The sequence below is a fragment of the Saccharothrix mutabilis subsp. mutabilis genome (assembly GCF_039521145.1).
Taxonomy (GTDB): domain Bacteria; phylum Actinomycetota; class Actinomycetes; order Mycobacteriales; family Pseudonocardiaceae; genus Actinosynnema; species Actinosynnema mutabilis.
This window is the reverse complement of record NZ_BAAABU010000006.1, coordinates 82,195-105,180: the sequence shown is the minus strand read 5'-3', so window position 1 is coordinate 105,180 and position 22,986 is coordinate 82,195. Positions and strand designations below refer to the sequence as shown.

Annotated in this window: 19 protein-coding genes, 1 pseudogene and 1 riboswitch; of the genes and pseudogenes, 9 read left to right on the top strand and 11 right to left on the bottom strand. The window is 73.2% G+C overall.

The features are described from left to right. Positions 1-399 precede the first annotated feature (399 nt). From ABD126_RS16585 to ABD126_RS16570, 4 genes are all read left to right on the top strand, one after another. On the top strand, positions 400-1,053 hold the full coding sequence (locus tag ABD126_RS16585) for an arsenate reductase/protein-tyrosine-phosphatase family protein (RefSeq protein WP_343934744.1): 654 nt from the start codon (positions 400-402) through the stop codon (positions 1,051-1,053). Then, positions 1,050-2,168, top strand: a complete 1,119-nt coding sequence (gene chrA, locus ABD126_RS16580) for a chromate efflux transporter (protein WP_343934743.1) — start codon at positions 1,050-1,052, stop codon at positions 2,166-2,168. Before ABD126_RS16585 ends, chrA begins: the two co-directional genes overlap by 4 nt. 129 nt (positions 2,169-2,297) lie before the next feature. Next, positions 2,298-3,857 carry a translocation/assembly module TamB domain-containing protein gene (locus tag ABD126_RS16575; protein WP_343934742.1) on the top strand — a complete coding sequence of 520 codons (1,560 nt, stop codon included), beginning with the start codon at positions 2,298-2,300 and terminating at the stop codon, positions 3,855-3,857. Positions 3,858-3,961: 104 nt separating this feature from the next. Next, on the top strand, positions 3,962-4,792 hold the full coding sequence (locus ABD126_RS16570) for a S1 family peptidase (RefSeq protein WP_343934741.1): 831 nt from the start codon (positions 3,962-3,964) through the stop codon (positions 4,790-4,792). A 479-nt stretch (positions 4,793-5,271) separates the two neighbouring features. Here the strand turns inward: ABD126_RS16570 and ABD126_RS16565 are convergent, their stop codons facing one another. The 4 genes from ABD126_RS16565 to ABD126_RS16550 form a co-directional block, all read right to left on the bottom strand. Continuing rightward, positions 5,272-5,949: a response regulator gene (locus tag ABD126_RS16565; RefSeq protein ID WP_343934740.1), complete on the bottom strand. Its 678-nt coding sequence runs from the start codon at positions 5,947-5,949 to the stop codon at positions 5,272-5,274. After that, positions 5,946-8,573, bottom strand: coding sequence for a DUF4118 domain-containing protein (locus ABD126_RS16560; RefSeq protein ID WP_343934739.1), 2,628 nt, complete (start codon positions 8,571-8,573; stop codon positions 5,946-5,948). Before ABD126_RS16560 ends, ABD126_RS16565 begins: the two co-directional genes overlap by 4 nt. A gap of 294 nt (positions 8,574-8,867) precedes the next feature. After that, entirely contained in the window at positions 8,868-9,038 is a 171-nt protein-coding gene (locus tag ABD126_RS16555; RefSeq protein ID WP_343934738.1) for a hypothetical protein, read from the bottom strand. Positions 9,039-9,042: 4 nt separating this feature from the next. Continuing rightward, positions 9,043-10,215 (bottom strand): NAD(P)/FAD-dependent oxidoreductase, encoded by a 1,173-nt coding sequence (locus ABD126_RS16550; protein WP_343934737.1) that lies wholly within the window; start codon positions 10,213-10,215, stop codon positions 9,043-9,045. A gap of 130 nt (positions 10,216-10,345) precedes the next feature. Here ABD126_RS16550 and sigJ point away from each other — a divergent pair, with 130 nt between their 5' ends. Then, entirely contained in the window at positions 10,346-11,287 is a 942-nt protein-coding gene (gene sigJ / locus ABD126_RS16545) for an RNA polymerase sigma factor SigJ (RefSeq protein ID WP_343934736.1), read from the top strand. Here the strand turns inward: sigJ and ABD126_RS16540 are convergent. After that, complete coding sequence (locus ABD126_RS16540; RefSeq protein WP_343934735.1) at positions 11,268-12,371, bottom strand: DUF6114 domain-containing protein; 1,104 nt, start codon at positions 12,369-12,371, stop codon at positions 11,268-11,270. The two genes, sigJ and ABD126_RS16540, sit on opposite strands and share 20 nt — an antisense overlap. A 59-nt stretch (positions 12,372-12,430) precedes the next feature. Next, on the bottom strand, positions 12,431-13,027 hold the full coding sequence (locus ABD126_RS16535) for a DUF6230 family protein (protein WP_343934734.1): 597 nt from the start codon (positions 13,025-13,027) through the stop codon (positions 12,431-12,433). A 340-nt stretch (positions 13,028-13,367) separates the two neighbouring features. On the opposite strand from ABD126_RS16535, the gene lepB reads away from it, so the two are divergent. Both lepB and ABD126_RS16525 read left to right on the top strand, forming a co-directional pair. Further along, positions 13,368-13,913: a signal peptidase I gene (lepB, locus tag ABD126_RS16530; protein ID WP_343934733.1), complete on the top strand. Its 546-nt coding sequence runs from the start codon at positions 13,368-13,370 to the stop codon at positions 13,911-13,913. 267 nt (positions 13,914-14,180) lie between these two features. Continuing rightward, on the top strand, positions 14,181-14,420 hold the full coding sequence (locus ABD126_RS16525; protein ID WP_343934732.1) for a hypothetical protein: 240 nt from the start codon (positions 14,181-14,183) through the stop codon (positions 14,418-14,420). A gap of 560 nt (positions 14,421-14,980) precedes the next feature. Here the strand turns inward: ABD126_RS16525 and ABD126_RS16520 are convergent. Then, positions 14,981-15,331: pseudogene (locus tag ABD126_RS16520) on the bottom strand (transglycosylase SLT domain-containing protein); the annotation flags it as partial. 876 nt (positions 15,332-16,207) lie between these two features. Between ABD126_RS16520 and ABD126_RS16515 the strand changes: the two are divergent. Next, entirely contained in the window at positions 16,208-17,797 is a 1,590-nt protein-coding gene (locus ABD126_RS16515) for a TlrC/CarA/OleB/SrmB family ABC-F type ribosomal protection protein (RefSeq protein ID WP_343934731.1), read from the top strand. A 131-nt stretch (positions 17,798-17,928) separates the two neighbouring features. Here the strand turns inward: ABD126_RS16515 and ABD126_RS16510 are convergent, their stop codons facing one another. Beyond that, positions 17,929-18,786, bottom strand: coding sequence for a bifunctional 5,10-methylenetetrahydrofolate dehydrogenase/5,10-methenyltetrahydrofolate cyclohydrolase (locus ABD126_RS16510; RefSeq protein WP_343934730.1), 858 nt, complete (start codon positions 18,784-18,786; stop codon positions 17,929-17,931). 25 nt (positions 18,787-18,811) lie between these two features. Then, positions 18,812-18,892, bottom strand: a riboswitch (ZMP/ZTP riboswitch). 162 nt (positions 18,893-19,054) lie between these two features. Between ABD126_RS16510 and ABD126_RS16505 the strand changes: the two genes are divergently transcribed. Further along, positions 19,055-19,327, top strand: a complete 273-nt coding sequence (locus tag ABD126_RS16505; RefSeq protein WP_343934729.1) for a hypothetical protein — start codon at positions 19,055-19,057, stop codon at positions 19,325-19,327. A 705-nt stretch (positions 19,328-20,032) separates the two neighbouring features. Here ABD126_RS16505 and ABD126_RS16500 read toward each other — a convergent pair. Genes ABD126_RS16500 through ABD126_RS16490 form a run of 3 tightly spaced genes read right to left on the bottom strand, consistent with a single transcriptional unit; the run spans position 20,033 to position 22,967 of the window. After that, the gene (locus ABD126_RS16500) at positions 20,033-20,626 is read right to left on the bottom strand and encodes a DUF4232 domain-containing protein (RefSeq protein WP_343934728.1); all 594 of its coding nucleotides are present in this window, start codon (positions 20,624-20,626) and stop codon (positions 20,033-20,035) included. Continuing rightward, positions 20,623-21,504, bottom strand: coding sequence for an alpha/beta fold hydrolase (locus ABD126_RS16495; protein ID WP_343934727.1), 882 nt, complete (start codon positions 21,502-21,504; stop codon positions 20,623-20,625). The genes ABD126_RS16500 and ABD126_RS16495 overlap by 4 nt, the downstream gene beginning before the upstream one ends. Continuing rightward, entirely contained in the window at positions 21,501-22,967 is a 1,467-nt protein-coding gene (locus ABD126_RS16490) for a flavin-containing monooxygenase (protein ID WP_343934726.1), read from the bottom strand. The genes ABD126_RS16495 and ABD126_RS16490 overlap by 4 nt, the downstream gene beginning before the upstream one ends. Positions 22,968-22,986: the final 19 nt, after the last annotated feature.

Below are 22,986 nucleotides of genomic sequence, written 5' to 3'. Positions count from 1 at the left end.
GCGCGGGTCGGTGCCCACCGGGACCTGGGCCCATTTCTCCCACCAGGTCCGCCGATGTCCCTCCGTATCGATTGGTCGGTCACGGTTCCCCCGTTCCGCGGCGGGTTGGGGCTGACCACTTCGAAAGTGCGGAACGCGGCGCGCGGGGCAATCGACGAAATGAACCAATGTGCGGCGTGCTGTCGATCGCATCAAAACAGAGCTGATCATTTATTTGGCGCAGGGGATCCCGCCCATTTCGCGGAGAGCGTCCGGGGACGTGTTCTCCCGCCGCGCCGGTGCGGACCGGTGGGCGCGTGTGGGGCGAGTCCTTGATCCGGTCTGGTGTCGTGGCCTCCGTGTCGGCGGGGTGGTGGCCACCGTTGACGTCATCGAAGCACCTCAGCGAGGATTGCCTCAATGGAAGTTGACACCAACCTTCGGGTGAGGGCGGCGCTGCACCACGCGCTGTCCGACCCGGTCCGCCTGGGCATCGTGGACCTGCTCGCCGTCGGCGACCGCTCGCCCGGCGAGCTGGCGCACGCCTTCGACCTGACGTCCAACCTGCTGGCCCACCACCTCAAGGTGCTGCGCGACGTCGGCCTGGTGCACCGCGCCCGCTCGCACGCCGACGGGCGGCGCGCCTACGTCCGCCTGCTGCCCGCCCCGCTGGAGCGGCTGCGCGTGACGCCGTCGGTCACCGCGCCGCGCGTGGTGTTCGTCTGCACCCGCAACGGGGCCCGCTCGCCGCTGGCCGCCGCCGTGTGGCGCACCCGCAGCGCCATCCCGGCCACCAGCGCGGGCACCCACCCCGGACCGCGGGTCAACCCGCGCGCCCTCGCCGTCGCCCACCGGCACGGGCTGCGGTTCGACCGCGAGACCACCAGGAGCGTGGCCGAGGTCGTGCGAGAAGACGACCTGGTGGTCGCGGTGTGCGACAAGGCCTACGAAGAACTCGGCAGCGCGGTGCACTGGTCGGTCCCCGACCCGCGCACCGACGAAGACCTGGAGGACGTCTTGGCGCAGCTCACCGAGCGCGTCGACCGGCTCGCGGCGATCGCGGGAGCACCGTGACCGGGGTCGGGTTGGGCACGATCGCCCGCGAGTGGGGCCGGATCGGGTGCATCGGGTTCGGCGGGCCGCCCGCGCACATCTCGCTGCTGCGCGACCTGTGCGTGACGCGGCGGAAGTGGCTGGACGAGGAGGAGTTCGAGCACGGCATCGCCGCCACCAACCTGCTGCCCGGACCCGCGTCCACGCAGCTGGCGATCCTGTGCGCGTGGAAGCTGCGCGGCACGGCCGGCGCGCTGGTGGGCGGGTTCTGCTTCATCGTGCCCGGGTTGGTCGTGATCCTGGCGCTGGCCGCGTTGTTCCTGGCCGCCGACCCGCCCGCCTGGGTGACCGGCGCGGCGGCGGGCGCGGGCGCGGCGGTGCCCGCGGTGGCCCTGCACGCCGCGTGGGGGTTGGTGCCCGGCAGCTGGAAGCGGGTGGTCGACCGGGCCGCGCGCGTGCGGTGGGTCGCCTACCTGGTGGCCGGGGCCGTGGCGGCGGCGGTGACCGGGCCGTGGCTGGTGCTGGTGCTGCTGGTCGCCGGGCTGGTCGAGGTGTCCGTGCACGCGCCGTCCTCGCGGCGGGCGTGGCCGGTGGTGGTCGCGCTGCCCGCGACCGGCGGCGGGCTGCTCGGCGTGGCGTGGGTCGCGGCCAAGGTCGGCGCGCTGTCCTACGGCGGCGGGTTCGTCATCATCCCGCTGATGCAGCGCGACGCCGTGCACACCTACGGCTGGATGACCGACGCGCAGTTCCTCAACGCCGTGGCACTCGGCCAGATCACGCCCGGACCCGTGGTGCAGACCGTCGCCGTGGTCGGGTTCGCCGCCGCCGGGCTGGTCGGGGGAGTGCTGGCCAGCGTGGTCGCGTTCGCGCCGTCGTTCGCGTTCGTGATCTTCGGCGGGCCGCGGCTGGAACGCCTGCGGGACAACAGGAAGGCCCAGGCGTTCCTGACCGGCGCGGGCGCGGCGGCGGTCGGCGCGATCGGCGGTTCCACGCTGCCGCTGGCGCTGTCGCTGCACGAGCCGTGGCAGTTCGCCGTGCTGGCGGGCGCGGTGGCGTGGTTGCTGGTGCTCCGGCGCGGGGTCGTGTCGGCGCTGCTCACGGCCGGTGCGGTGGGTGCGCTGATCAGCTTGCTGTGAACACCGGTCCCCGGAGGTCGCGCGGATGTGTCGGGCGTGTTCCGCAAGGGAACGGAGCGGAAGGTGCATGTGCACCGTTAGCATCGCCCCACCCCCGGCGACGCCGGGGCCGAAGGGGGACGGGTGGGGATGACGACCGGGGAGGTCCCGGCCGCACAGCTCGTGGGCGAGGACGTGGAGGTCGTCGGCGCCCGGGTCACCGGCGTGCTCGACCTGACCGACGCGCCGCCGAGCACGCTGCGGTTCGTGCGGTGCCGGTTCGACGAACCTCCGGTGCTGCGCGAGGCGTCGATGCGCGCGCTGGAGTTCCACGGCTGCGAGCTGCCGGGCCTGGACGCGCGGCGGCTGCGGTGCCGGGGTGACGTGGTGCTGGCGGGCACCGTGGTGCACGGCGCGGTCGAGCTGGGTGACGCCGAGGTCGGCGGCGAACTGTCGTTCGAGGACAGTCGGGTCGGCGCGGTGTTCGCGCGGCGGGCGTGCGTGGGCGGGGACGTGCAGTTGGCCGGGGCCGCGTTCGGCGAGGTCGGTGGCGTGTCGCTGGACCTGCGCGGCGCCCGCGTGGGCGGCGGTGTGCTGGGCGAGAACGAGGTCCGCATCGGCGTCACGGCCGAGGGCTCGCTGTTGCTGGCGGACGCGCGGGTCGGCGGGGCGCTGTGCCTGCGCCAGGCGCGGGTCGGTGCCGTGAACGCGGACCGCGTGCGCCTGGTCGGCGACCTGGACGCCACCGAGGCCCGGCTGGCGCTGTCGCTGGTCGGCGCGTCGGTGGGCGGCTCGCTGGTGCTCGGCGCGGCCGAGGCGGACGCGTTGGTGCTGGACCGGGCACGCGTGGCCGGGCACGTGCACCTGGCGTTCGCGCTGGTGCGGACGGGCGTGAGCCTGGTGGACGCCCGGGTCGGTGGTGACCTGAGGGCGTCGTGCGCGGAACTGCGGGACTTCATCGGCACGCGGGCGAGGGTGACCGGTGACGTGGACCTGGGACAGCTGCGCGTCGAGGACGTCGTGTGCCTGTCCGCCGCGGACGTCGGCGGCGTGCTGGACCTGTCGGGCGCGGACCTGGCCGGCGCGCTGGACCTCAGTGCCGCGCGCATCGCCGGTGAGCTGAAGATGGGCGACTTGGCGGCGCAGGGCACCGTGAACCTCTCCGGCGCGGCCGTCCGCTGCCGGGTGGACCTGCGCGGCGCGCACCTGGGGGCGCGGCTGGACGCGTGCGGCCTGGTGACGTGGGAGCTGCGCCTGGCGGTCGAGGACCCGCCGCGCGGGCGGGTCGACCTGCGGGACGCCCGGTGCGCGACGTTGCGGGACAACGGGTTCCTGTGGGGTGCGCGGGGCGGGGTGGAGCTGACCGGGTTCGGGTACCGGCGGCTGGAGCCGAGGCTGGAGGACCGGGTCGCGGTGCGGCGGCGGTTGTCGCAGCTGCGGTCGGCGACGGACCGGTTCACGCCCGACGCCTACGACCGGTTGGCGAACGTGCTGCGGCTGGACGGGCGGGAGTCCGAGGCGGCGGCGGTGCTGGTGGAGAAGCAGCGGTTGCGGTACGCCGAACGCGCCCGCTCCGCCGGGTGGGCCGGCCCGGTCGTCACCGCTTGGAGTTCCCTGCTGCTCAGCCTGACCGGGTACGGCTACCGGTTGGGCCGCGGTGTCGCCTACCTCCTCGCGGTCGCCTCGCTCGTCGCCCTCCTCCTCTTCTGAGTAGCGCAGGCGCTACCACCAACGGGCGGGCTGTCCGCATGGTCCTGTCCACCGGGAACGGAAAAGATCGGTCTCGTTGATCGTTCCCAGTGCGAAGGAAGAGCATGTCGAGACTGAAGTCCGTGCGCCGTGGAACGGCCCGGGTGGCCGGCGCCCTGCTGTTGGGCGCGCTCGCCGCCACGACCACGACCAGCACCGCCGGCGCCATCGTCAACGGGGAGGACTCCACCGAGCGCTACCCGTTCATGGCCTCGATCCCGGAGACCGTGCCCGCGGCGGGCGGCGCCAAGGGCGTCTGCGGGGCGTCGCTGATCCACCCGAGGTGGGTGGTGACGGCGGCGCACTGCGTCGACCCGGAGCGGACGGGTGCGGTGCCGGACGGGACCGTGCGCATCGGCAGCGACCGGCGAACGTCCGGCGGCACCGTCCGCACCATCGACCGCGTGGTGCGCCACCCGGACTACCAGGTGGCACCGGGCACCCAGCCGAACCGCAACGACATCGCCCTGGTCCGCCTGGACCGCCCGGTCACCCGACGACCGATCCGCATCGCCGACCGAGCCGGCGCACCCGGCACCCCGACCCGCCTGCTCGGCTTCGGCACCACGGTCGAGGGAGCCGGCCCCGACGAGTGGAAGTTCCCCGAACGCCTCCAACAACTGGACACCCGCCGCGGCGCGGAATCCGAGTGCGCCCCGGGCTTCGCGGACCGAACCCGCCTGTGCACGGTCAGCCGCAAACCCGGCGCGATGGCATGCTCCGGCGACTCCGGCGGCCCTCAACTCCAACGCGACAAGCAGGGCCGATGGGAACTGATCGGCGTCACCTCCGGCCCAGGCGACGAGGACGTACCGTGCGCAAACGGCCCAGGCCTCTACACCAACGCAACCGCATACACCGGCTGGATCCAAAGAACCATCAACACCACCCACTAACCCCACCCCACCGACCGCGCCGCAGGCGCCACGGGCTGCCAAGCACAGGAAGGGCCTCGGTTCGTTCCCCGTACGGCCTGGGCGCAGCCCAACCGCGCTTTGGTCTTCCCCGCAACCAGCTTTTCCGGTTGCGGGGAAGACCAAAGGGTGGTTGCCTCCGGCAGGCCGTGCGGGGAACGAACCGACGCCCTTCCACCCCCCGGGGGCCTGCCGCGCGGCGAGCGCCGCTTTTCGCTTTTGATCTTGAAAAAACGCAGCGCCCAAGTGACCTGAACCACAGCGCGGAACCGGAGCGGCAGAAGAAGCGACCACCTGGGCAGTCAGGCACTTCCCCTTCCCGCCTGACCGCACGCAAGCGTGCTCACACCGGGCCGGTCCGCCCACTCCGACGGGCCCACCGACCCGGTGTCACACGCCGGCCCAAGCCCAAATCACCGCGCTGGTCAGTCCCGCATCACCGCGCTGGTCACCGCCGCGCATCACCGCTCAAACCGGTAACCACGCCCAGGCTCGGTGATCAGGTGCCGCGGCCGAGACGGCTCCGGCTCCAACTTCCGCCGCAACTGCGTCAAGTACACCCGCAAGTAGTGCCCGGCATCCTCATGCCCCGCCCCCCAAACCCTCCGCAGCAGCTCACGACCGGCCACCGGCTCACCCCCGGCCCGCACGAGCACCTCCAGCAGCGCCCACTCCGTCGGGGTCAGGTGAACCTCCCCATCCCCCCGCCGGATGCGCTTCGCGCCAAAATCCACCGTGAAAGACGCCGCACGCACAGGCGGTTCCCCGACCAGTCGCGGCCCGGCCCGGCGCACGGCCGCCCTGATGCGCGCCAGGAACTCGCCCACCTCGAACGGCTTGGTCACGTAGTCGTCGGCACCGGCATCCAGAGCCGCCACCTTGTCCGCCGAGTCCACCCGCGCGGACAACACCACGATCGGCACCGTCGAGCGCTCTCGCAACGCCCGGATCACCGCGATCCCGTCCAAGTCCGGTAACCCCAGGTCCAGCACCACCACATCCGGCGCGCCGGCCCCGAAGACCTCCACCGCCGACGTCCCGTCCGAAGCCGTCAACACCGAAAACCCGTGCGCCGCCAACGTGATCCGCAACGACCGCAGAACGAGCGGATCGTCATCCACAACCAACACACTGCTCACAAAACCTCCGCCGACCCCGCCACACCCGCCACACCCACCGAACCAGCCACCGAACCCGCCACACCCACCGAACCAGCCGAAGCCACCGGCAACGAGATCACGATCGTCAACCCGCCCCCAGGCGTGTCCTCAGCCGCGATCGACCCACCCATCGCGTCCACAAAACCCTTCGCCACGCTCAACCCCAACCCCACCCCGGGCGTGCTGTCCCGATCCCCCAACCGCTGGAACGGGGCGAACACGGCGTCGGCGGTGTTCTTCGGCAACCCGCGCCCGTGGTCGACCACCCGCAGTTCGACGCGGTCGCCGTGGGCGCTGGCCCGGACGGCGATCTCCGGCTCGTCGGCGCTGATGGCACCGTCGCCGTCCACGTCCACCACCCGGCGCGGGCTCAGCCTGCCGTGGCGCAGGGCGTTGTCGATGACGTTCGCGACGACCCGTTCCAGCAACCCCGAGTCGGCCAGCACGGCGGGCAGGCCCTCGGACACGTCCACCGACACCGAGCGCCGGTCGTCGATGCCGGCCAACGCCCGGGCCACCACCTCGTCGAAGGTCACCGCCCGCAGCAGCGGCGCGACGGCCCCGGTGGCCAGGCGGGACGAGTCCAGCAGGTTGTCCACCAGGCCGGTGAGCCGGTCGGCGGAGACCTCGATGGCCTCCAACAGCTCCCGGGTGTCCTCTTCGGACAGTGCCAGGTCCACCGCCCGCAGGCTGCCGATCGACGCCTTGATCGAGGTCAACGGGGTGCGCAGGTCGTGCCCGACCGCCGACAGCAGGGCGGTGCGCAGTTCGGTCGTCTCGGCCCGGCGCTGGGCGTCGGCGGTCTCGGCGGCCATCCGCTGTTGCCGCAACGCCATCAGCGCCTGCCCGGCGGCGGCCTCCAACGCGCGCTGGTCGCTCGCCGGCAGGGTCCGGCCGCGCAGCGCCAGGTGCACGTCACCGGTCACCGGCACGTCCACGTCGGCGTCCTCGGGTTCGCCGCACGGGCGCGGGCCGACGCACGCCACCCGTTCCCACCCGCCGTCGCGGCGCTCCAGCAGCGCCACCGACTCCAGGCCGAAGTTCTCCCGCACCTTCTCCAACAGCCGCGCCAGCGGGAACGGGCTGGTCAGCACGGTCCGCGCGTAGGAGGCGAGCAGCGCGGCCTCGGTGCGGGCGCGTGCGCCCTGCTCGCCCAGGCGGGCCGCCCGGTCCACCACCAGCGCCACCAGCACCGCCACCACCAGCATCGCCAGCAGCGTCACCACGTTCTCCGGCGTGGCCACGGCCAGGCTGTAGTACGGCGGGGTGAAGAAGAAGTTGAGCAGCCCCGCGCCGAGCAGGGCCGCGCCGACCGCCGGGCCCAGGCCGCCGACCAGCGCGACCACCACCGTGGCCAGGAAGAACCCGACCAGGTCGGTGGAGAACGTCAGCCCGTCCCGCGCGAGCACCCCCACCCCGGTCACCGCGAACGGCAGCGCGACCGCCAGCGCCCAGCCCAGCAGCACCCGACCCCGGGTCAACGGGTTGCGCCCGACCCGCCAGCGGGGACCGCGCCGCGCCTCGTCGTGGGTGACCATGTGCACGTCGATCGGCCCGGACGCCTGGATCACCGCCGCGCCGATGCCCTCGTCGAACACCCGCGCCAGCCGCGACCGCCGGGACGTCCCCAGCACCAGCTGCGTCGCGTTGACCCCGCGCGCGAACTCCAGCAGCGCGGTCGGCACGTCGTCGCCCACCACGGTGTGGAAGGTCGCGCCCACGTCGTCGGTGACCTTGCGGGCCCGTGCCAGCGACTCCGGCGAGACCCCGGCCAGCCCGTCGCCGCGCAGCACGTGCACGACCAGCAGCTCCGCGCCCGCCCGGGCCGCGATGCGCCGCGCCCGCCGGATCAGGGTCTCGCTCTCCGGGCCGCCGCTGACCGAGACGACGACCCGTTCGCGGGTCTCCCACGTGTCGGTGATGCGCTGCTCGGACCGGTAGCGCAGCAGGGCGACGTCGACCTGGTCGGCCACCCACAGCAGGGCCAGCTCGCGCAGCGCGGTCAGGTTGCCGACGCGGAAGTAGTTGCCCAGCGCGGCGTCGATCTTGTGGGCGGCGTAGACGTTGCCGTGCGCGAGCCGCCGGCGCAGGGCCTCGGGCGTGATGTCGACCAGCTCGACCTGCCCGGCGCGCCGGACCACCTCGTCGGGCACGGTCTCGCGCTGCCGGACGCCGGTGATCCGCTCCACGACGTCGTTGAGGGACTCCAGGTGCTGGATGTTGACCGTCGAGAGCACGTCGATGCCCGCGTCCAGCAGTTCCTCGACGTCCTGCCACCGCTTGGCGTTGCGCGAGCCGGGGACGTTGGTGTGGGCCAACTCGTCCACGACGGCGACCTCGGGCGCGCGGGCCAGCACGGCGTCCACGTCCATCTCGGTGAACTGCGCCCCCCGGTGGTGCAGGGTGCGGCGCGGCACGGCCTCCAGCCCGGCGAGCCGGTCGGCGGTCCGGTCCCGGCCGTGCGTCTCGACCAGGCCGACGACGACGTCCGTGCCGCGCTCGCGCCGCCGGTGCGCCTCGCCGAGCATGGCGAACGTCTTGCCCACGCCGGGCGCGGCCCCGAGGTAGATCCGCAGCTCACCGCGCTTGCGTTTGCCTTCCACGTCCTCAGTGTGCGCGCCCGGCGGGCACGGCTCAGCGCGACGATCCACACACGCAAGGAACGCGTAAAGACGCTGCGCGCTTCGGGAATCCACAGCGCCGGGCTGAACCACCCGGCCGCCCGCCGGCGTAGAGCAGGGTCGGAGCCCGGGCGGCTCCCGTCCACGGCGGCGCCGACATTCCGGTCAGGCCTGGCAGGGCCTCGCCGCCGACGGACGCGGGGGCCGAGGGTCCGCATCACCCTCGGCCCCCGGCCGCCACCGACGGCGAACCACCGACGCTCCCATGGTCCCCGATCAACCCCAGTCCGACTCCAACCCCAGCTCCAACCTCAGCCCCAGCCCCGACCCCAACCCCAGCCCCGACCCCAACCCCAGCCCCGACCCCAACCCCAGCCCCGACCCCAACCCCAGCCCCGACGCCAACCTCAACCCCGACGCCAACCCCAGCCCGGGTCTGCCGCCCACCCGCTCACGGCGTCGTGACCGGCGGCACCGCCCCCCGCCGGCCGCCCTTCAGCCAGATCACCGAGCCCGGCTTGCGGGCCTCCTTGCGGATCTTGCCCACGCCCAGCCCGCAGGTCAGCTCCTTGTAGGCCGCGCCGAGCCGGCCGCCGAAGTAGAGGGTGAGCGCGGTGTCGTCCTTGCGGGCGAACTGGCGCAGACCCGCCGCGCGGCCCAGGCTCACGCACGAACCCACGAAGGCCTGGTCGATCGCCGCCGGCTCGACGCCCGCGATCCGGCTCAGCACGGTGTCGGCCGCCTGCGCGCCCAGCGGACCGGCGGCCTGGCAGCTCATCCGCAACGGCTGCCCGGACGGGGCGGCGGCGTCGCCGGCGGCGACCACGCGCGGGTCGTCGAGGCTGGTCAGGGTCTCGTCGGTGAGCAGCCGGCCCAGGTCGTCGGTGCGCAGCCCGCTCGCGGCGGCCAACCCGGGCACGGCGAACCCGGCCGTCCACACGGTCAGCGCGCTCGCGCGGACCGTGCCGCCGGCGAGCACGACCGCGTCGGGGCGCACCTCGGTGACCGGGTCGGCCTCCACCACCTCCACCTCGTGCCGGGCCAACCACTTGGCGGTGTACCGGCGGCCGGGGACGCCCAGCGACGGCGCGAGCGTGCCGCCGCACACCAGCGCGATCCCGCGACGACCCCGTTCGGCCAGTTCGGCGGCGATCTCGACGCCGGTCAGGCCGCCGCCCACCACGGTGACCGGGGCGTCGAGCGGCAGCCCGTCCAGCGCGGCGCGCAGTTCCCGCGCCGACTCCAGTTCCCCGAGGGAGACGGTGTGCTCGGCCGCGCCGGGCACGGCGGACGGCACGGCGGACGTGCTGCCGACCGCGTAGATCACGTAGTCGTAGTCCAGCGCCCCGCCCGACGCCAGCTCCACGCGCCGGGCGGCGGTGTCGACGCGGGTGGCGCTGTCCACGACCAGCCGGACCTCCTCGTCCAGCAGCGTGCCGTAGTCCACCGTGGCCTCGCCGGTGCCGGCGGCGTACTGGTGCAGCCGGATCCGGTCGACGAACGCCGGGCGCGGGTTGACCAGCGTGACGCGGACGTCGTCGCGCTGCCGCAGGCGGTTGGCCGCGAGGGCGCCGGCGTAACCGCCGCCGATGACGACGACCTGGTGTGCTGCTCGGGTGTTCATGGCGGGTTCCTCCCTGATCGGTGTCCCACCACCTCGACCGGCCGCCCCCGGGAAACGTCAGGCTGACACTTCGCGGCCCTGTCCGGTCGGACTGGTGGGCACGACACGACACAGGGGAGCCGACGAGAACATGACCACGCAGTCCGGAGCCGACCCGCTGGACCCAGAGCTGAGCGCGATCACGGGCGAGCGCCGGCGGCTGATCAACCTGGCCTACCGGCTGCTCGGCTCGCTCGCCGACGCCGAGGACGTCGTCCAGGAGACCTACGCCCGCTGGTACGCGATGTCGCGCGAGCAGCAGCGGGCCATCGAGTCGCCGGGCGCGTGGCTGAACAAGGTCGCCGGCCGGCTGTGCCTGAACGTGCTGTCCTCGGCTCGGGTGCGGCGCGAGACGTACGTGGGGGAGTGGATCCCCGAGCCGCTGCCCGACCCCGCCGAGTGGATCACCGGCCGGCCCGCCGCCGACCCCGCCGACCGCGTCACCCTGGACGAGTCGGTCACCATGGCGTTCCTGGTGGTGCTGGACGCGATGACCCCGGCCGAACGCGTCGCGCTCGTGCTGCACGACGTGTTCCGCTACCCCTTCGCCGACATCGCCGAGATCACCGGCCGCACCCCGGCCGCGTGCCGGCAGCTCGCGTCCTCGGCCCGCCGCCGCATCCGCGCCGCGCAGCCGCCCGCGACCCCGGCGGCCCGGCGGTCCCGGATCGTCAAACGCTTCAAGGAAGCCTTGGAGGTCGGCGACGTCGAGGCGCTGCTCGGCCTGCTCGACCCGGGCGTCACGGCGATCGCCGACGGCGGCGGCCTGGTCAGCACCACGCTGCACCCGATCGAGGGCGCGGAGCGGATCGCGCGTTCCCTGGTGCTGCTGTGGGACCGGGTGCGGCGCCAGACGCTGTTGGAGCGCACGGTCAACGGCCAGCCCGGCTTGATCGCCCAGCTCGACGGCGTGACGGTGTCGGTGTACTCGTTCGAGGTCGTGGACGACCGGATCACGCGCATCTGGGCCGTGCGCAACCCCGAGAAGCTCCGGCTGTGGGCCGGTCCGGAGGTCAGTGGGTCGGCTGGGTGAGCCACATGCGACCGGGGTTGGCGCGACCGCCCGGGACGTAGGCCGGGATGTCCAGGTGGTGGCCGGTCATGTCGATCAGCAGGTACTCCAGGTGGGGCGGCGGGACGATCACCGGCAGCGGCCCGCACTGGAACGGCTTCCACGCGCCCGGGTGGCAGGTCGGGGTGAAGGTGATCAGGTCGGCCGAGAGGCGGGTCAGGTAGAGGTCCACCTTGTCCTCGCCGACGGCGCGGAAGCTGGCGTTGTCGGTGAACGGGGCCGCTTCCTGGCGGAGGGTGAAGGTGACGCCGTTGCTCGCGGTGGCCTTGAGGTCGAGGTCGGAGTGGACGGTGAACTCGTCGAGCACCCAGTGCATCACCTCGACCTGCCGCGTCCGGCCCGCGCCGTCCGCCACGGTGAGGGTCTCGTTGCCCCGGTAGTACAGGCCGCCCACCCAGCCCGCGCCCGCGGTGACCCTGATGTCGGTCGCCGGGACCAGGTCGGGGGCGGCCTCGGCGCGCGGGGTGGCCAGCAGGGTCAGCGGCAGGGCGACGGACAGCCCGAGCGCGACCAACGCGACCGGCCCGCGCGACGTTCCACGCGCCGGCTCGGCGATGGTCGCGGGCGCAGCGGGTTCGGCGGCGGCGGGCGGCTCGGTGGGTTCGGCGGCGGGTGGGTCGGCGGGCTCGGCGGGTTCGGCGGCGGGTGGCTCGGTGGCGGTGGTTGAGGACTTCGCGGGCGGCGAGGGTTTCGGGCGGGTCTTGCCCCAGGAGGCCGCCATCGCGCCGCCGACCACAGCGCACAGCGTCCCCACGAAGAACCCGCCGAGGTTGGACAGCGGGAACGCCGCCAGGCCCACCAGGACCGCGATCAGCCCGGCGATCACCCTGGTCACCGGGCTGAACCACACGCTCAACCCGAGCACCACCAGGATCGACCCGAGCAGCACCCCGGACACCCCGCCGGTCCCGCCGCCCAGCACGACCTGGATCGCCATCAGCGGCACGACCAGGATCGGCGCCGCGCCGACCAGGATCACCAGCCCGCCCCAGAACGGCCGGGTGCGGCGCCAGCCGGTGAAAGCACGCCACCACGTGAAGCGCATGTCGCAGAAGCCCCTTCCGAAGAGGTGGCGGGGACCGGGGTCGGCCCCCGCCACGCCGGTCAGCAGCGGGTGGCGCCCGGACTGACGCTGAGCTGGAGGTTGTCGAGCTTGAACGTGCCGCCGATGGCCGCGGACAGGGCGTCGGCGTCCAGCGAGCCGATCCGGGCCCGTTCCGCCTGGAGGCCGAAGTTGCTGGTGCCGGTCTCGCCGCGCACCTCGGCCGGGCCCTGGTCCAGCGAGCCCTTGGCCACGCCGAGCTTGAGCTGGTCGAACTCGGCGTTGCCGCTGAGCTGCTTGGCGTCGAGCAACAGCCCGCTGGCGCTGATCTCCCGCGTCTTCGGGTCCGCGTCCCCGGCGGTGATCTTCAGCGTGAACGGCACGCCCAGGACCTCCGGCGTGGTGGCCGCGCACAGGCCGCTCAGCTCGGCGGTGGTGAAACCGGCGTAGGTGACACCCTGCCCGGCCCGCGCCGACACGACCCCGGCGAACCCGCTGCCGCTGACGTCGTCGGACTTGAGCTGGATCGGCACCCCCGCCACCGCGAACGACGCGGCCAGCAGGCTGTTGGCCATCGCCGCCGTCATCGCGGCGACGAGCCCGAGGCCCGGCAGCGCGACCAGGGCGGTGCGGCCCCACCGTGTTCTGCCTTCGTCCATCTGCGCACTCCTTCCCGCACGCTACGGTGCGTGCTTTCGAACCGCCCGAGGGTGCGCGCCACCGCCGGAGGAGGGCGTTCGCGAGTGGTCGGCACCGGGACGGGTCGGCAGATCGTGCAACGGAGACGCCGGTCACACAAGAGTCCATCCGGCCTGGTAGTGACTGTGACTTTCGGTCGCATGTAACCCCGGGTAACGGTGTGCTCTACGCCCGGTACTGGTTGGTGTCGAAAAACGTTGTCACTGTGCGCTGAATCCGCGTTCTGTTACTGTGCGTGAAGACGAAACTTCGAGTAACAGTTACGCAACATCACAGGTACTCAGGGCCGAACGGGGGCACGTGGTGCGCTGGTGGGTGGTGGCCGCGGCGGTGCCCGTGGTGCTCGCGTTCGTCGTCGCTGCGGTCGGGTTCGCGTTGTCCGCGCCGGTGCGGGGCGACAGCATGGACCCGGCCCTGCGCGCCGGGGACCGGGTGCTCGCGAACCCGTTCGGCGGGACCGCGCCGCAGCGGCTCGACGTGGTGACCGTCCGGCCGCCGGGGCGCGACGCCGTGGCCGTCAAGCGGGTCGTGGGCGTCGGCGGCGACCAGGTGCGCGTCAGCGGCGGACGCGTCCTGGTCCGGCCCGGCGGGGACGAGCGGTGGCACGTGCTGGAGCGGCCCGCCGAGGGGACCTGTTGCGCGCCGGACGGGAAGGGCGGCGTGGACGCGGCGGTGGTCGTGCCCGAAGGCAGTTTCTTCGTGCTCGGGGACAACACGGCTGTGTCGACCGACTCGCGGGAGTACGGTTTCGTGGCGCGGGCCGACGTGATCTCCGTCGTGTGGCGGCGCGTGTGGCCGCCGGCCGACGTCGGCGAGGTGCCCCGGCCGCGCCTGGACCCGATGTAAGCCGGTTGTAAGGCAAGCGGCGCATGCTGGAGTCGTTCGCAGGCGACGGTATCCGTGGAGCCGGGCCTCGACCGGACGCGAAGGGGGAGCCGTCTGGCCGTGGCGTCACCGGAAAACCCGCCCGGTCGCGTCGGTACCCCGGCCCGCACCGCCCGCGAACCCGGAGGCGGTCGCCGTGGCTGTGCCGGCGCTGGCCACGGCCGACCCTCCGGTCCCACCCCGCGGATCGAGCATCGGGACTCCCCGGACGAGACTTCGGGAGGAGTCGTGACGACCGGTCGCCTGTTACCCGGTGTCTTCGCCGAAGAACGACACCTGGTCCCCGCCAACGCGCCCACCCACCACTCCGCACACCTGGGCGAGCGCTACCGCGCCGTGTGCCGGGCGCTGTGCATCCCGGCGAACTCGGGCGGCCGCGACACGTGGCGGCGTTGGCCGATCTGCCCGAACTGCGCGCGCCACCTCCTGGGCGGCGCGCTGATCCCACTGGACACCTCGCTGAACTGACAACGCCCCCGGAACGATCGGGGACGGGACCCGGCGGCGAGGGACGCGGCAGCCCACGGGCACGGCGGCAGGGGCCGTGCCGGGTGGCCGTGAGGGGCGCTGGGAGCCCCCGTGCGCGACGGCAGGGGTCGCGCCGGGCTCACGGCGTGGAGCGCGGCGGCTCGCGCTGGTGCGGCGGCAGGGGCCGTGCCGGGCGCGGGTTCGCGGCGAACCGGCGAGTGCGGCCGGCGATGTGCGGCCCGGGACGTGGACCGGGCCGGGGTCGGCGTGCCGCGCTCGCCGCCGGAGCGGGGAAGGCAGGACGCGCCGCGCGAGCGGTGCCCGCGAGACCGCCGTCGCCCGTCGGACGGTGACCACCGACCGCCGTCCGGTGGCCGCCGTCCGACGGACCCCGGCCCGGCACGTGCCGTGTCGGGTTTGGGCGCGTGCCGGGCCGGGAAATCTGACGCCGGGGAGTCTGACGCCGGGAAGCCGGGATCTGGTGGCCACGGGGGCCGTGGCGGGCCACGGCGGGCTGTGCCGGGCCATGCCGGGCCGCTCAGCGGCCGTGGCGGGCCGGCTCAGTAGCCGCGGTAGCCGCCGCCCGCGAGCATGGAGGCCAGTCCGGGGTGGCGGTCGAAGCCGCCGTAACGGGCGTAGGTGTAGCGGACGCCCGCGATGATGTTGTCGACCGGGTTGTAGATGTCGTCGTGCCCGGGCAGCTTGTAGGCCTGGAAGGTCGGGTCGATGCACTGCATCAGGCCCTTGGACGGCGTGCCGCGCGCGGCGTTGGAGTCCCAGGTGTTGATGGCGCGCGGGTTGCCGCCGGACTCCTTGTAGACGATCGTCCAGATCTCGTCGACGCTGTCCTCGGTGATCGGGGTGCCGTTGGCGGCGAGGATCGCGATGGCCTCGCGCGCCCACGCCTCGACCTGGCGCTGCGTCGGCGACTTGCGGGCCTCGGCGGCCTCGTGGGCGGCCTTCGCGGCGGCCTCGGCGGCGGCCTGCTGGCGGGCCGCGTAACCGCTCTGGGCGACGCCGCTGGCCTGGTTGAAGGCGTGCAGCGCGGTGAGCTGCTCCTGGCGGATGATGCGCGCGGTCTCCGAGCCGAGGTCCACCGAGTGGACGGTCTCGACCTTGCCGGTGCGGACGTTCTCGTCCGGCAGTCCGCCGAACTCGGCGCCGCCGGCCATCGGGTTGAGGGTGCCGCTGGTCACGGCGTGTGCCGCCGCGCCCGCTCCGGTCACGATGCCGACCGCGACGGCAACGCCGGCCAGTCTCTTCGGGAGCCTGCGGTCGGGTTCGGCGCGGTGCGCGCCGACGTATCCCGGTGCGGCTGCGCTGACCGTGTAGACGGTCGGCTCGTCCGCCCGGGACTTCCTATGGCGGGCCAAGGGAAGTGCCTCCTGCGTCGGGGAGCCCCACCACCGGCCACCTGGCGGGGGATCCAGGCCGGGAGGCAGTCCGGGGGATGACTGCCCGCCCGTGTCCGGCCGGTGATAGAACCGTTATCTGGCGGCCAGGAACGTAACCGTTGGTTACGCGAGAGGGCAAGACAAGCACCAATGGTGGTGACGCAGGTCACGTTTCTTGACCGTAGTGTCACTCACAGTCAACAGAATTCCCTTGATGATCGAATCAGCGTCCCGTACGGTGGCGGTCGATGGGAATCTTGTACTTCTTCCTGTGATCGGTCGCCGATCCGCGTAGAGCACGGCTCCGCGGCGGCGGTCAGGCGCACTTCCTCCTCACTCCACCGATCGACTCGGCTGCCGCGCCGTCGCGCGCGCCGGGAACAGGAGCCTGCCTTGCGCACCGCGCAACTGTCCCTCCACGACGTCACCAAGCGTTTCGACACCCGGGTCGTGCTCGACCGCGTCTCCCTCACCGTCAAACCGGGGGAGAAGGTCGGGGTCATCGGCGACAACGGGTCGGGCAAGTCCACCCTGCTGGCGCTGCTCGCGGGCCGCCTCGCGCCCGACCACGGCGAGGTCACCGTGGTCGCGCCGGGCGGGGTCGGCCACCTGCCGCAGACCCTGGACCTGCCGCCGCACGCGACCGTCGCCGACGCCGTCGACCTCGCCCTGGCCGACCTGCGCGCGCTGGAGGCCGAGATCCGGCGGATGGAACTCGACCTGACCGACCTGGCCCGCTACGCCGAGCTGGTGGAGCGGTTCGAGGCGCGCGGCGGGTACGAGGCCGACACCAGGGTGGACATCGCCCTGCACGGCCTGGGCCTGCCCGCGCTGGACCGCACCCGCCCGCTGGGCACGCTGTCCGGCGGCGAGCGGTCGCGGCTGGCGCTGGCCGCCACCCTGGCCGCCGCGCCGGAGCTGCTGCTGCTCGACGAGCCGACCAACGACCTGGACGACAAGGCGGTGGCGTGGCTCGAACAGCACCTGCGCGCCCACCGGGGCACCGTCGTGGCCATCACCCACGACCGCGTGTTCCTGGAGAACGTCACCGCCACGGTCCTGGAGGTGGAGGAGGGCCGCGTCCGGCGCTACGGCGACGGCTACGACGGCTACCTCGCCGCCAAGGCCGCCGACCGCGCGCGGCGGCTGAGCGAGTACGAGCGGTGGCGGGCCGAGCTGGCCCGGCACGAGCGGCTCGCGGCCTCGAACGCCGCCCGGATGGGCGAGATCCCGCGCAAGCTGCCGCTGGCGGTGTTCGCCGCCGGTCCGTTCCGGGCGCGGGGGCGTGCGCACGGGGTGATGAGCCGCATCCGCAACGCCAAGGAGAGGGTGCACCGGCTGACCGAGTCCCCGGTCGCCCCGCCACCGGACCCGTTGCGCTTCACCGCGCGGCCGGTCGTCGGCGAGGCGTCCGTGGTGCAGCTGTCGGACGTGCGGGTGGGTGATCGCCTGGTCGTGCCGGAGCTGACCCTGGAACCGGGGGAGCGGTTGCTGGTGACCGGCCCGAACGGCGCGGGCAAGACCACGTTGGTGCGGGTGCTGGCGGGCGAGCTGGTGCCCGACAGCGGTGCCGTGGTCGTGCCGGCCCGGGTCGGCCACCTGCGCCAGGACGACGTCCCGCTGCCGCGCGGGATGACCGTGGCGCAGGCCTTCGCGGCCGGCCGCGGTGATCCGGAGGAGTGGGCGGACCGGCTGCTCGCGCTGGGCCTGTTCACGCCGGCGGACCTCCGGTTGCGGCTGGGGGAGCTGTCCTACGGGCAGCGGCGGCGGGTCGAGCTGGCGCGGTTGGTGACCGAGCCGGTGGACCTGCTGCTGCTGGACGAGCCGACCAACCACCTGTCACCGGGCCTGGTCGAGGACCTGGAGGCGGCGTTGGCCGACTACCCGGGCGCGCTGGTGGTGGTCACCCACGACCGCCGCACCCGCTCCCGCTTCACCGGCCGCCGCCTGCACCTGGACCACGGCGCGGTGGTCCCGACCTGACCCTCCAGCCGATCCATGTCGCACCCCGCGCTGCCCGCGCCGTCCTGCTCGCCGCGCCGTCCTGCTCGCCGCGTCGTCCCGCTCGCCCGCGCCGTCCCGGTCCTCGGGCGGCGCGGGCGCGGGTCCGTCGCTCAGGCCGGCTGGAGGGCCTTCTCGGCCGTCTCGGCCGCGTCCACGGTCTGGGCGAGGAGCAGCGCGATGGTCATCGGCCCCACCCCGCCCGGCACCGGCGTGATGAAGCCCGCCCGTTCGCTCGCCGCCACGTACTCCACGTCGCCGACGTTGCCGGGGTTGTAGCCGGCGTCGACCACCACGGCGCCGGGCTTGAGCCACGCCCCGCGCACCAGCTCCGGCTTGCCCACCGCGGCCACCACGATGTCCGCCGTCGCGACCACCGAGGCCAGGTCCGCGGTGCGCGAGTGGCAGTAGGTGACGGTCGCGTTGCGGGCGAGCAGGAGCATGCCGACCGGCTTGCCCAGGATGGGGCTGCGCCCCACCACGACCGCGTGCCGGCCCTCCAACTCGATGCCGTAGGCGTCGAGCAGCCGCAGGATGCCGCCCGGCGTGCACGAGTGGAACCCGGGCTCGCCGAACGCCATCGCCGCGAAGCTGTGCATGGTCACGCCGTCGACGTCCTTGCCCGGGGCGATCGCCTCGAACGCCGCGCGCTCGTCGATGTGCCCCGGCACCGGGTGCTGCAACAGGATGCCGTCCACCAACGGGTCGGCCGACAGTTCCGAGATCCGCGCGACCAACTCCCCGGTCGTGGTGGCCGCGGGAAGCTCGACCGCCCGCGACCCGATGCCGACCTTGGCGCACCGGGACCGCTTCATGCGCACGTAGGTCTGGGACGCGGGGTCGTCGCCCACCAGGACCGTGGCCAGCAGGGGCGCACGGCCGGTGCGCTCGGTGAAGGCGGAGGCACGGGCGGCGGTCTGCTCCAGCAGGGTCCGGGCCACAGCGGTGCCGTCGAGGATGCGTGCGGTCATCGAGGTACTCCTCACCCGAAGGTATGAGGGGCACCCAGGCGGGCGATGCCGGCTCGCTTGCACTCCCCGGTGGTGAATCCACCCGACGCCAGTCGTGCACCGTGGATTCTAGCGGGAGATCAAGGTCACACACGGGTGCGCACCGGCACCGACCAGGAGAGGGTGATCACCGGGTTGACCGAGCCGGCAGCGCCCGCTCCGTAACCCCCCGTACATCTCAGCGGCGGCGAATTATGCTGTTCGGGGCTGCCCACCGGGTGGACCGGACATGACGGACGAACTGACAGGCGGGCTGATGGCGGGGCAGTACGGTCGATCTTCGGGGCAGCGCCGGCCGGCTTTCGGGCGGGTCGACCCGTTCTGCCTGTTCGCCGTGCTGCCGATGCTGCTGTTGGCGGGCCTGACGTTCTGGGGCGGCATCGCCATCGTGGGCGTGATCGTCATCGTGGCGGCGATCCTGCTCGTCCTGTTCGACTCGTGGTCCAACCGCCCGGCCAAGGTCGCCCACGACGCCGAGTACTACGACGACGAGGACTACTGAGCCGGGCCACCCCCAGGCACCTCCCGCCGCGCGCCGGCGCGCTTTTCGCCGCGCAGCGGCGGTTTTGGGTTGGGCTCCCAGCCACAAGGGGCCTTCGTGTTCCCCACCGTATGACCTGCCCGAAGGGCTACCACAGATTTCCCGGGTGCAGCCGAATTTTTGTGAGGAACGAGCAAGAATTTAGCGGCACCCGGGAAATCTGTGGTTGGCTCCGCCAGGTCATGCGGTGGGGAACACGCAGGCCCTTCCCCCCACTGGAGGCCTCCCGGCCGCTTTTGAGCTTGAGAGCGCTTCGCGCAACGCGCGAAGCGCTCTCAAGCGCGAAGCGCGTTCATCCCTAGTTAGCGCGGAGCGCGTCCCGTTAGAACCCGCGAAGCGTGGGCTTGAGCAGCGAAGCGCCGGTTTAAAGCGTAAAAGAGCCTCGCCGGCGGGCGAGCCACCGAAGATGGACACAACTACCAAAGCGGGGGCTTCTTGCTTGTGTCATCTCCGCATGACCCGGCAAAGCCAACCACATTTTCCCGGGGTTGGTCGAAAAACTTTTGCTCGTTCCTCGCAAAACTTTTTGGCCCAACCCCGGGAAAATGTGGTAGCCCTTCGGGCGGGCCATACGGAGATGACACAAGCAAGAAGCCCGGCTTGGGTTGTGTCCCCTCCGGTGGACTGCCCGGTGGACTGCCCGGTGGACTGCCCGGTGGGCTGCCGCTAAGCGGTTCGCCAAGGGGCTACGCCGATGCGGCCCGTGCTGCCCAGGTCGATGGTCACCGCCGGGGCGTCCACGCGGTTCGGGTCGCCGTTGGGTGGTAGGCGTGGGATGAAGGTCTGGCGGGGTGTGCCTGCGGTGGGGGCGATGTCGAGTCGCGCGCCGACCTGGGGTGGTTCGGTGGTGTTGTCGTAGGTGTTGCGCCACAGGAGGGCCGACGTGGCGTGCTCTCCCGGCTGGAGGACGACCTCGGCGGGCTCGGCGGCGAACGAGTCGAGCGCTGAGATCTCCGCCGACGCCGGGCCGTTGAGCACCCGCACGTTCAGCGGCTGACCGTCGGCGTCCAGCAGGCGCACGTCCGGGTAGCCGGTGACGCTGTGGGGCTCGGTCCCGCAGTTGAGCAGCTTCAGGGTCAGCACCCGCAGGCCCGACGCGGCCTCGGACTCCAGGGCCGACACCGCCACGCCCGACGTCGGGCACGGCGGCGCCGAGGCCGTGGGCGTCAGGGACAGGTCGCCCGACCGGGCGGCGACGGGGGGTGTGCCGCACGCGCCGACCAGCAGCAGGAGCGGCAGGAGGACCCGAGGGCTGATCACGATTCGATCATGGCACAGGTGGTCACGAAGTCCTTGGCCAGCGCGGTGAACTCCTCGACGCGTTCGATCTGCGGCATGTGGCCGGTGTTCGGGAACAGGTGGCTGCGCGCGTGGGGCAGGGCCGCCACGGCGGCGTGGTAGTGGCGGACCGGCAGGACGGTGTCGCGGTCGCCCCACACCACCATGACCGGTTTGCCCGCTTTCCCCACCGCCGCCAGCAGCGCTCGCCGCCAGCCCGGGAAGCTGCCCGCCACCGGCGCTCCGAGGGTCAGCAGGGTGCCCACGAAGGTGGCGCGGAAGTCCGGCTGCCTCCCGACCTTCGCCGCGTGCCGCACCAGCTCGGCCGTCGCGAACGCCGGGTCGGCGAACAGGGCCTGGTTGAGCGCCAGACCGGCGTCACGGGCCAGGGGGCGGAAGCGTGCGCCGAGCACCGGGAGCGCCGAAAGGACCCCGTAGAGCATGGGGAGCAGGGGCAGGTTGGCCTCGCGGCCGAAGCCGGCGCTGTTGACCAGCACCAGCGACGCCACCCGGTCGGGGTGCGTGGTGGCGGCGGTCATCGAGACCGCGCCGCCGAGCGAGTTGCCCATGAGGTGCACGGGTCGGCGCTCGCCCAGGCCGTCCAGGACGCCGATGACGGCCCGCGCGAACGTCGGCAGGCCGGGCTTGGCGCGCAGCTTCGGGGTCAGGCCGAAGCCCGGCAGGTCCATGCTGATCACGCGGAAGTCGGCCGCCAGCCGGTCCTGCGCGTCCCGCCAGTCCTCCAGGCTGCGGCCGATGCCGTGCACCAGCAGGACGGGTGTGCCGTCCTGCGGCCCGCGGACGCGGACCCGGACCGCGACGCCGTCCACGGGGACGGTCGTGGTGTCGGTGGCGGTCACCGGACGCCCGCCGGCCTGGTCGCACGGGTGCCGGCGAGCTGGTCGCCGATCTCGCCGCGCAGCGTCTGCACGGCGTCGATGACGTAGTTCTGCCGCACCCGCCACGGGCTGCGGTCGCCCTGCCCCGGGAAGTCCCCGATGGACCGCTGGACGTACCCGGACGCGAGGTCCAGCAGCGGTCGCCGGGCCAGCACGCGGTCCGGTCGCGGCACCACCGAGCTGAACCCGTTGCGGTCCAAGTGGTCCAGCACCCGGCACACCAGCCGCGACGACAGGTCGGCGCGCAGCGTCCACGACGCGTTGGTGTACCCGATGCACACCGCGAAGTTCGGCAGCCCGGTGATCATCGCGCCGCGCCACACGAACTGCTCGGACAGGTCCACCGGCGTGCCGTCGACGCTGGGCGCGATCCCGCCGAACGCCTGCAACCGCAACCCGGTCGCGGTGACGATGATGTCGGCGGGCAGCACCTTCCCGGACTTGAGCCGGACGCCCTCGGGCACGAACCGGTCGATGTGGTCGGTCACCACGGCCGCCTTGCCCCGGTTGACCGCCTTGAACAGGTCACCGTCGGGGACCGCGCACAGCCGCTGGTCCCACGGGTTGTACGTGGGCGTGAAGTGCTCCCGCACGGCCGCCGGGTCCTTGAGCGACTTGGTCGACAGCTTGGTCAGCAGGTTCCGCGCGGCGCCCGGGAAGCGGCGGCAGAACTGGTAGAAGCCGGTGCCGAACGCGATGTTCTTGGCCCGCGCGAGCCGGTGGGCCAGGCCCGCGGGCAGGGCCGAGCGCAGCGCGTCGGCGATCTTGTCGCGGCCCGGGACGGGGCTGATCCACGTGGGCGAGCGCTGGAGCATCGTGACGTGCGCGGCGGTGTCGGCCATGGCGGGCACGAGCGTCACGGCGGTGGCGCCGCTGCCGATGATGACCACCCGCTTGTCCGTGTAGTCGAGGTCCTCGGGCCAGAACTGCGGGTGGACGACCCGGCCCGCGAAGGACTCCCGGCCTTCGAACTCCGGGTCGTGGCCGCGGTCGTAGTCGTAGTAACCGGCGCACGCGTAGAGGAAGCCGCAGGTCAGCGTGCCGCCGTCGGACAGGGTGAGCGTCCACCGCTGCTCGGCGGTGGACCAGTCGGCGGCGACGACCTTGGTCCGGAACCGGATGTGCCGCTCGATGTCGTGCTCGGCGGCGGTGCGGCGGATGTAGTCGCGGATCGACGGCCCGTCGGCGATGGCCTTGGCGTCCCGCCACGGCGCGAACGGGTAGCCGAGGGTGAACATGTCCGAGTCGGAGCGGATGCCGGGGTAGCGGAACAGGTCCCACGTGCCGCCGATCGCGTCCCGCGCCTCCAGGATCGCGTAGGTGCGGCCGGGGTGCTCGGTGCTCAACCGGTACGCCGCGCCGATGCCGGACAGGCCCGCGCCCACGATCACGACGTCGAGGTGGGTGGGTTCCGTGGTCGCCATGCGTCACAGTGTGCTGAAC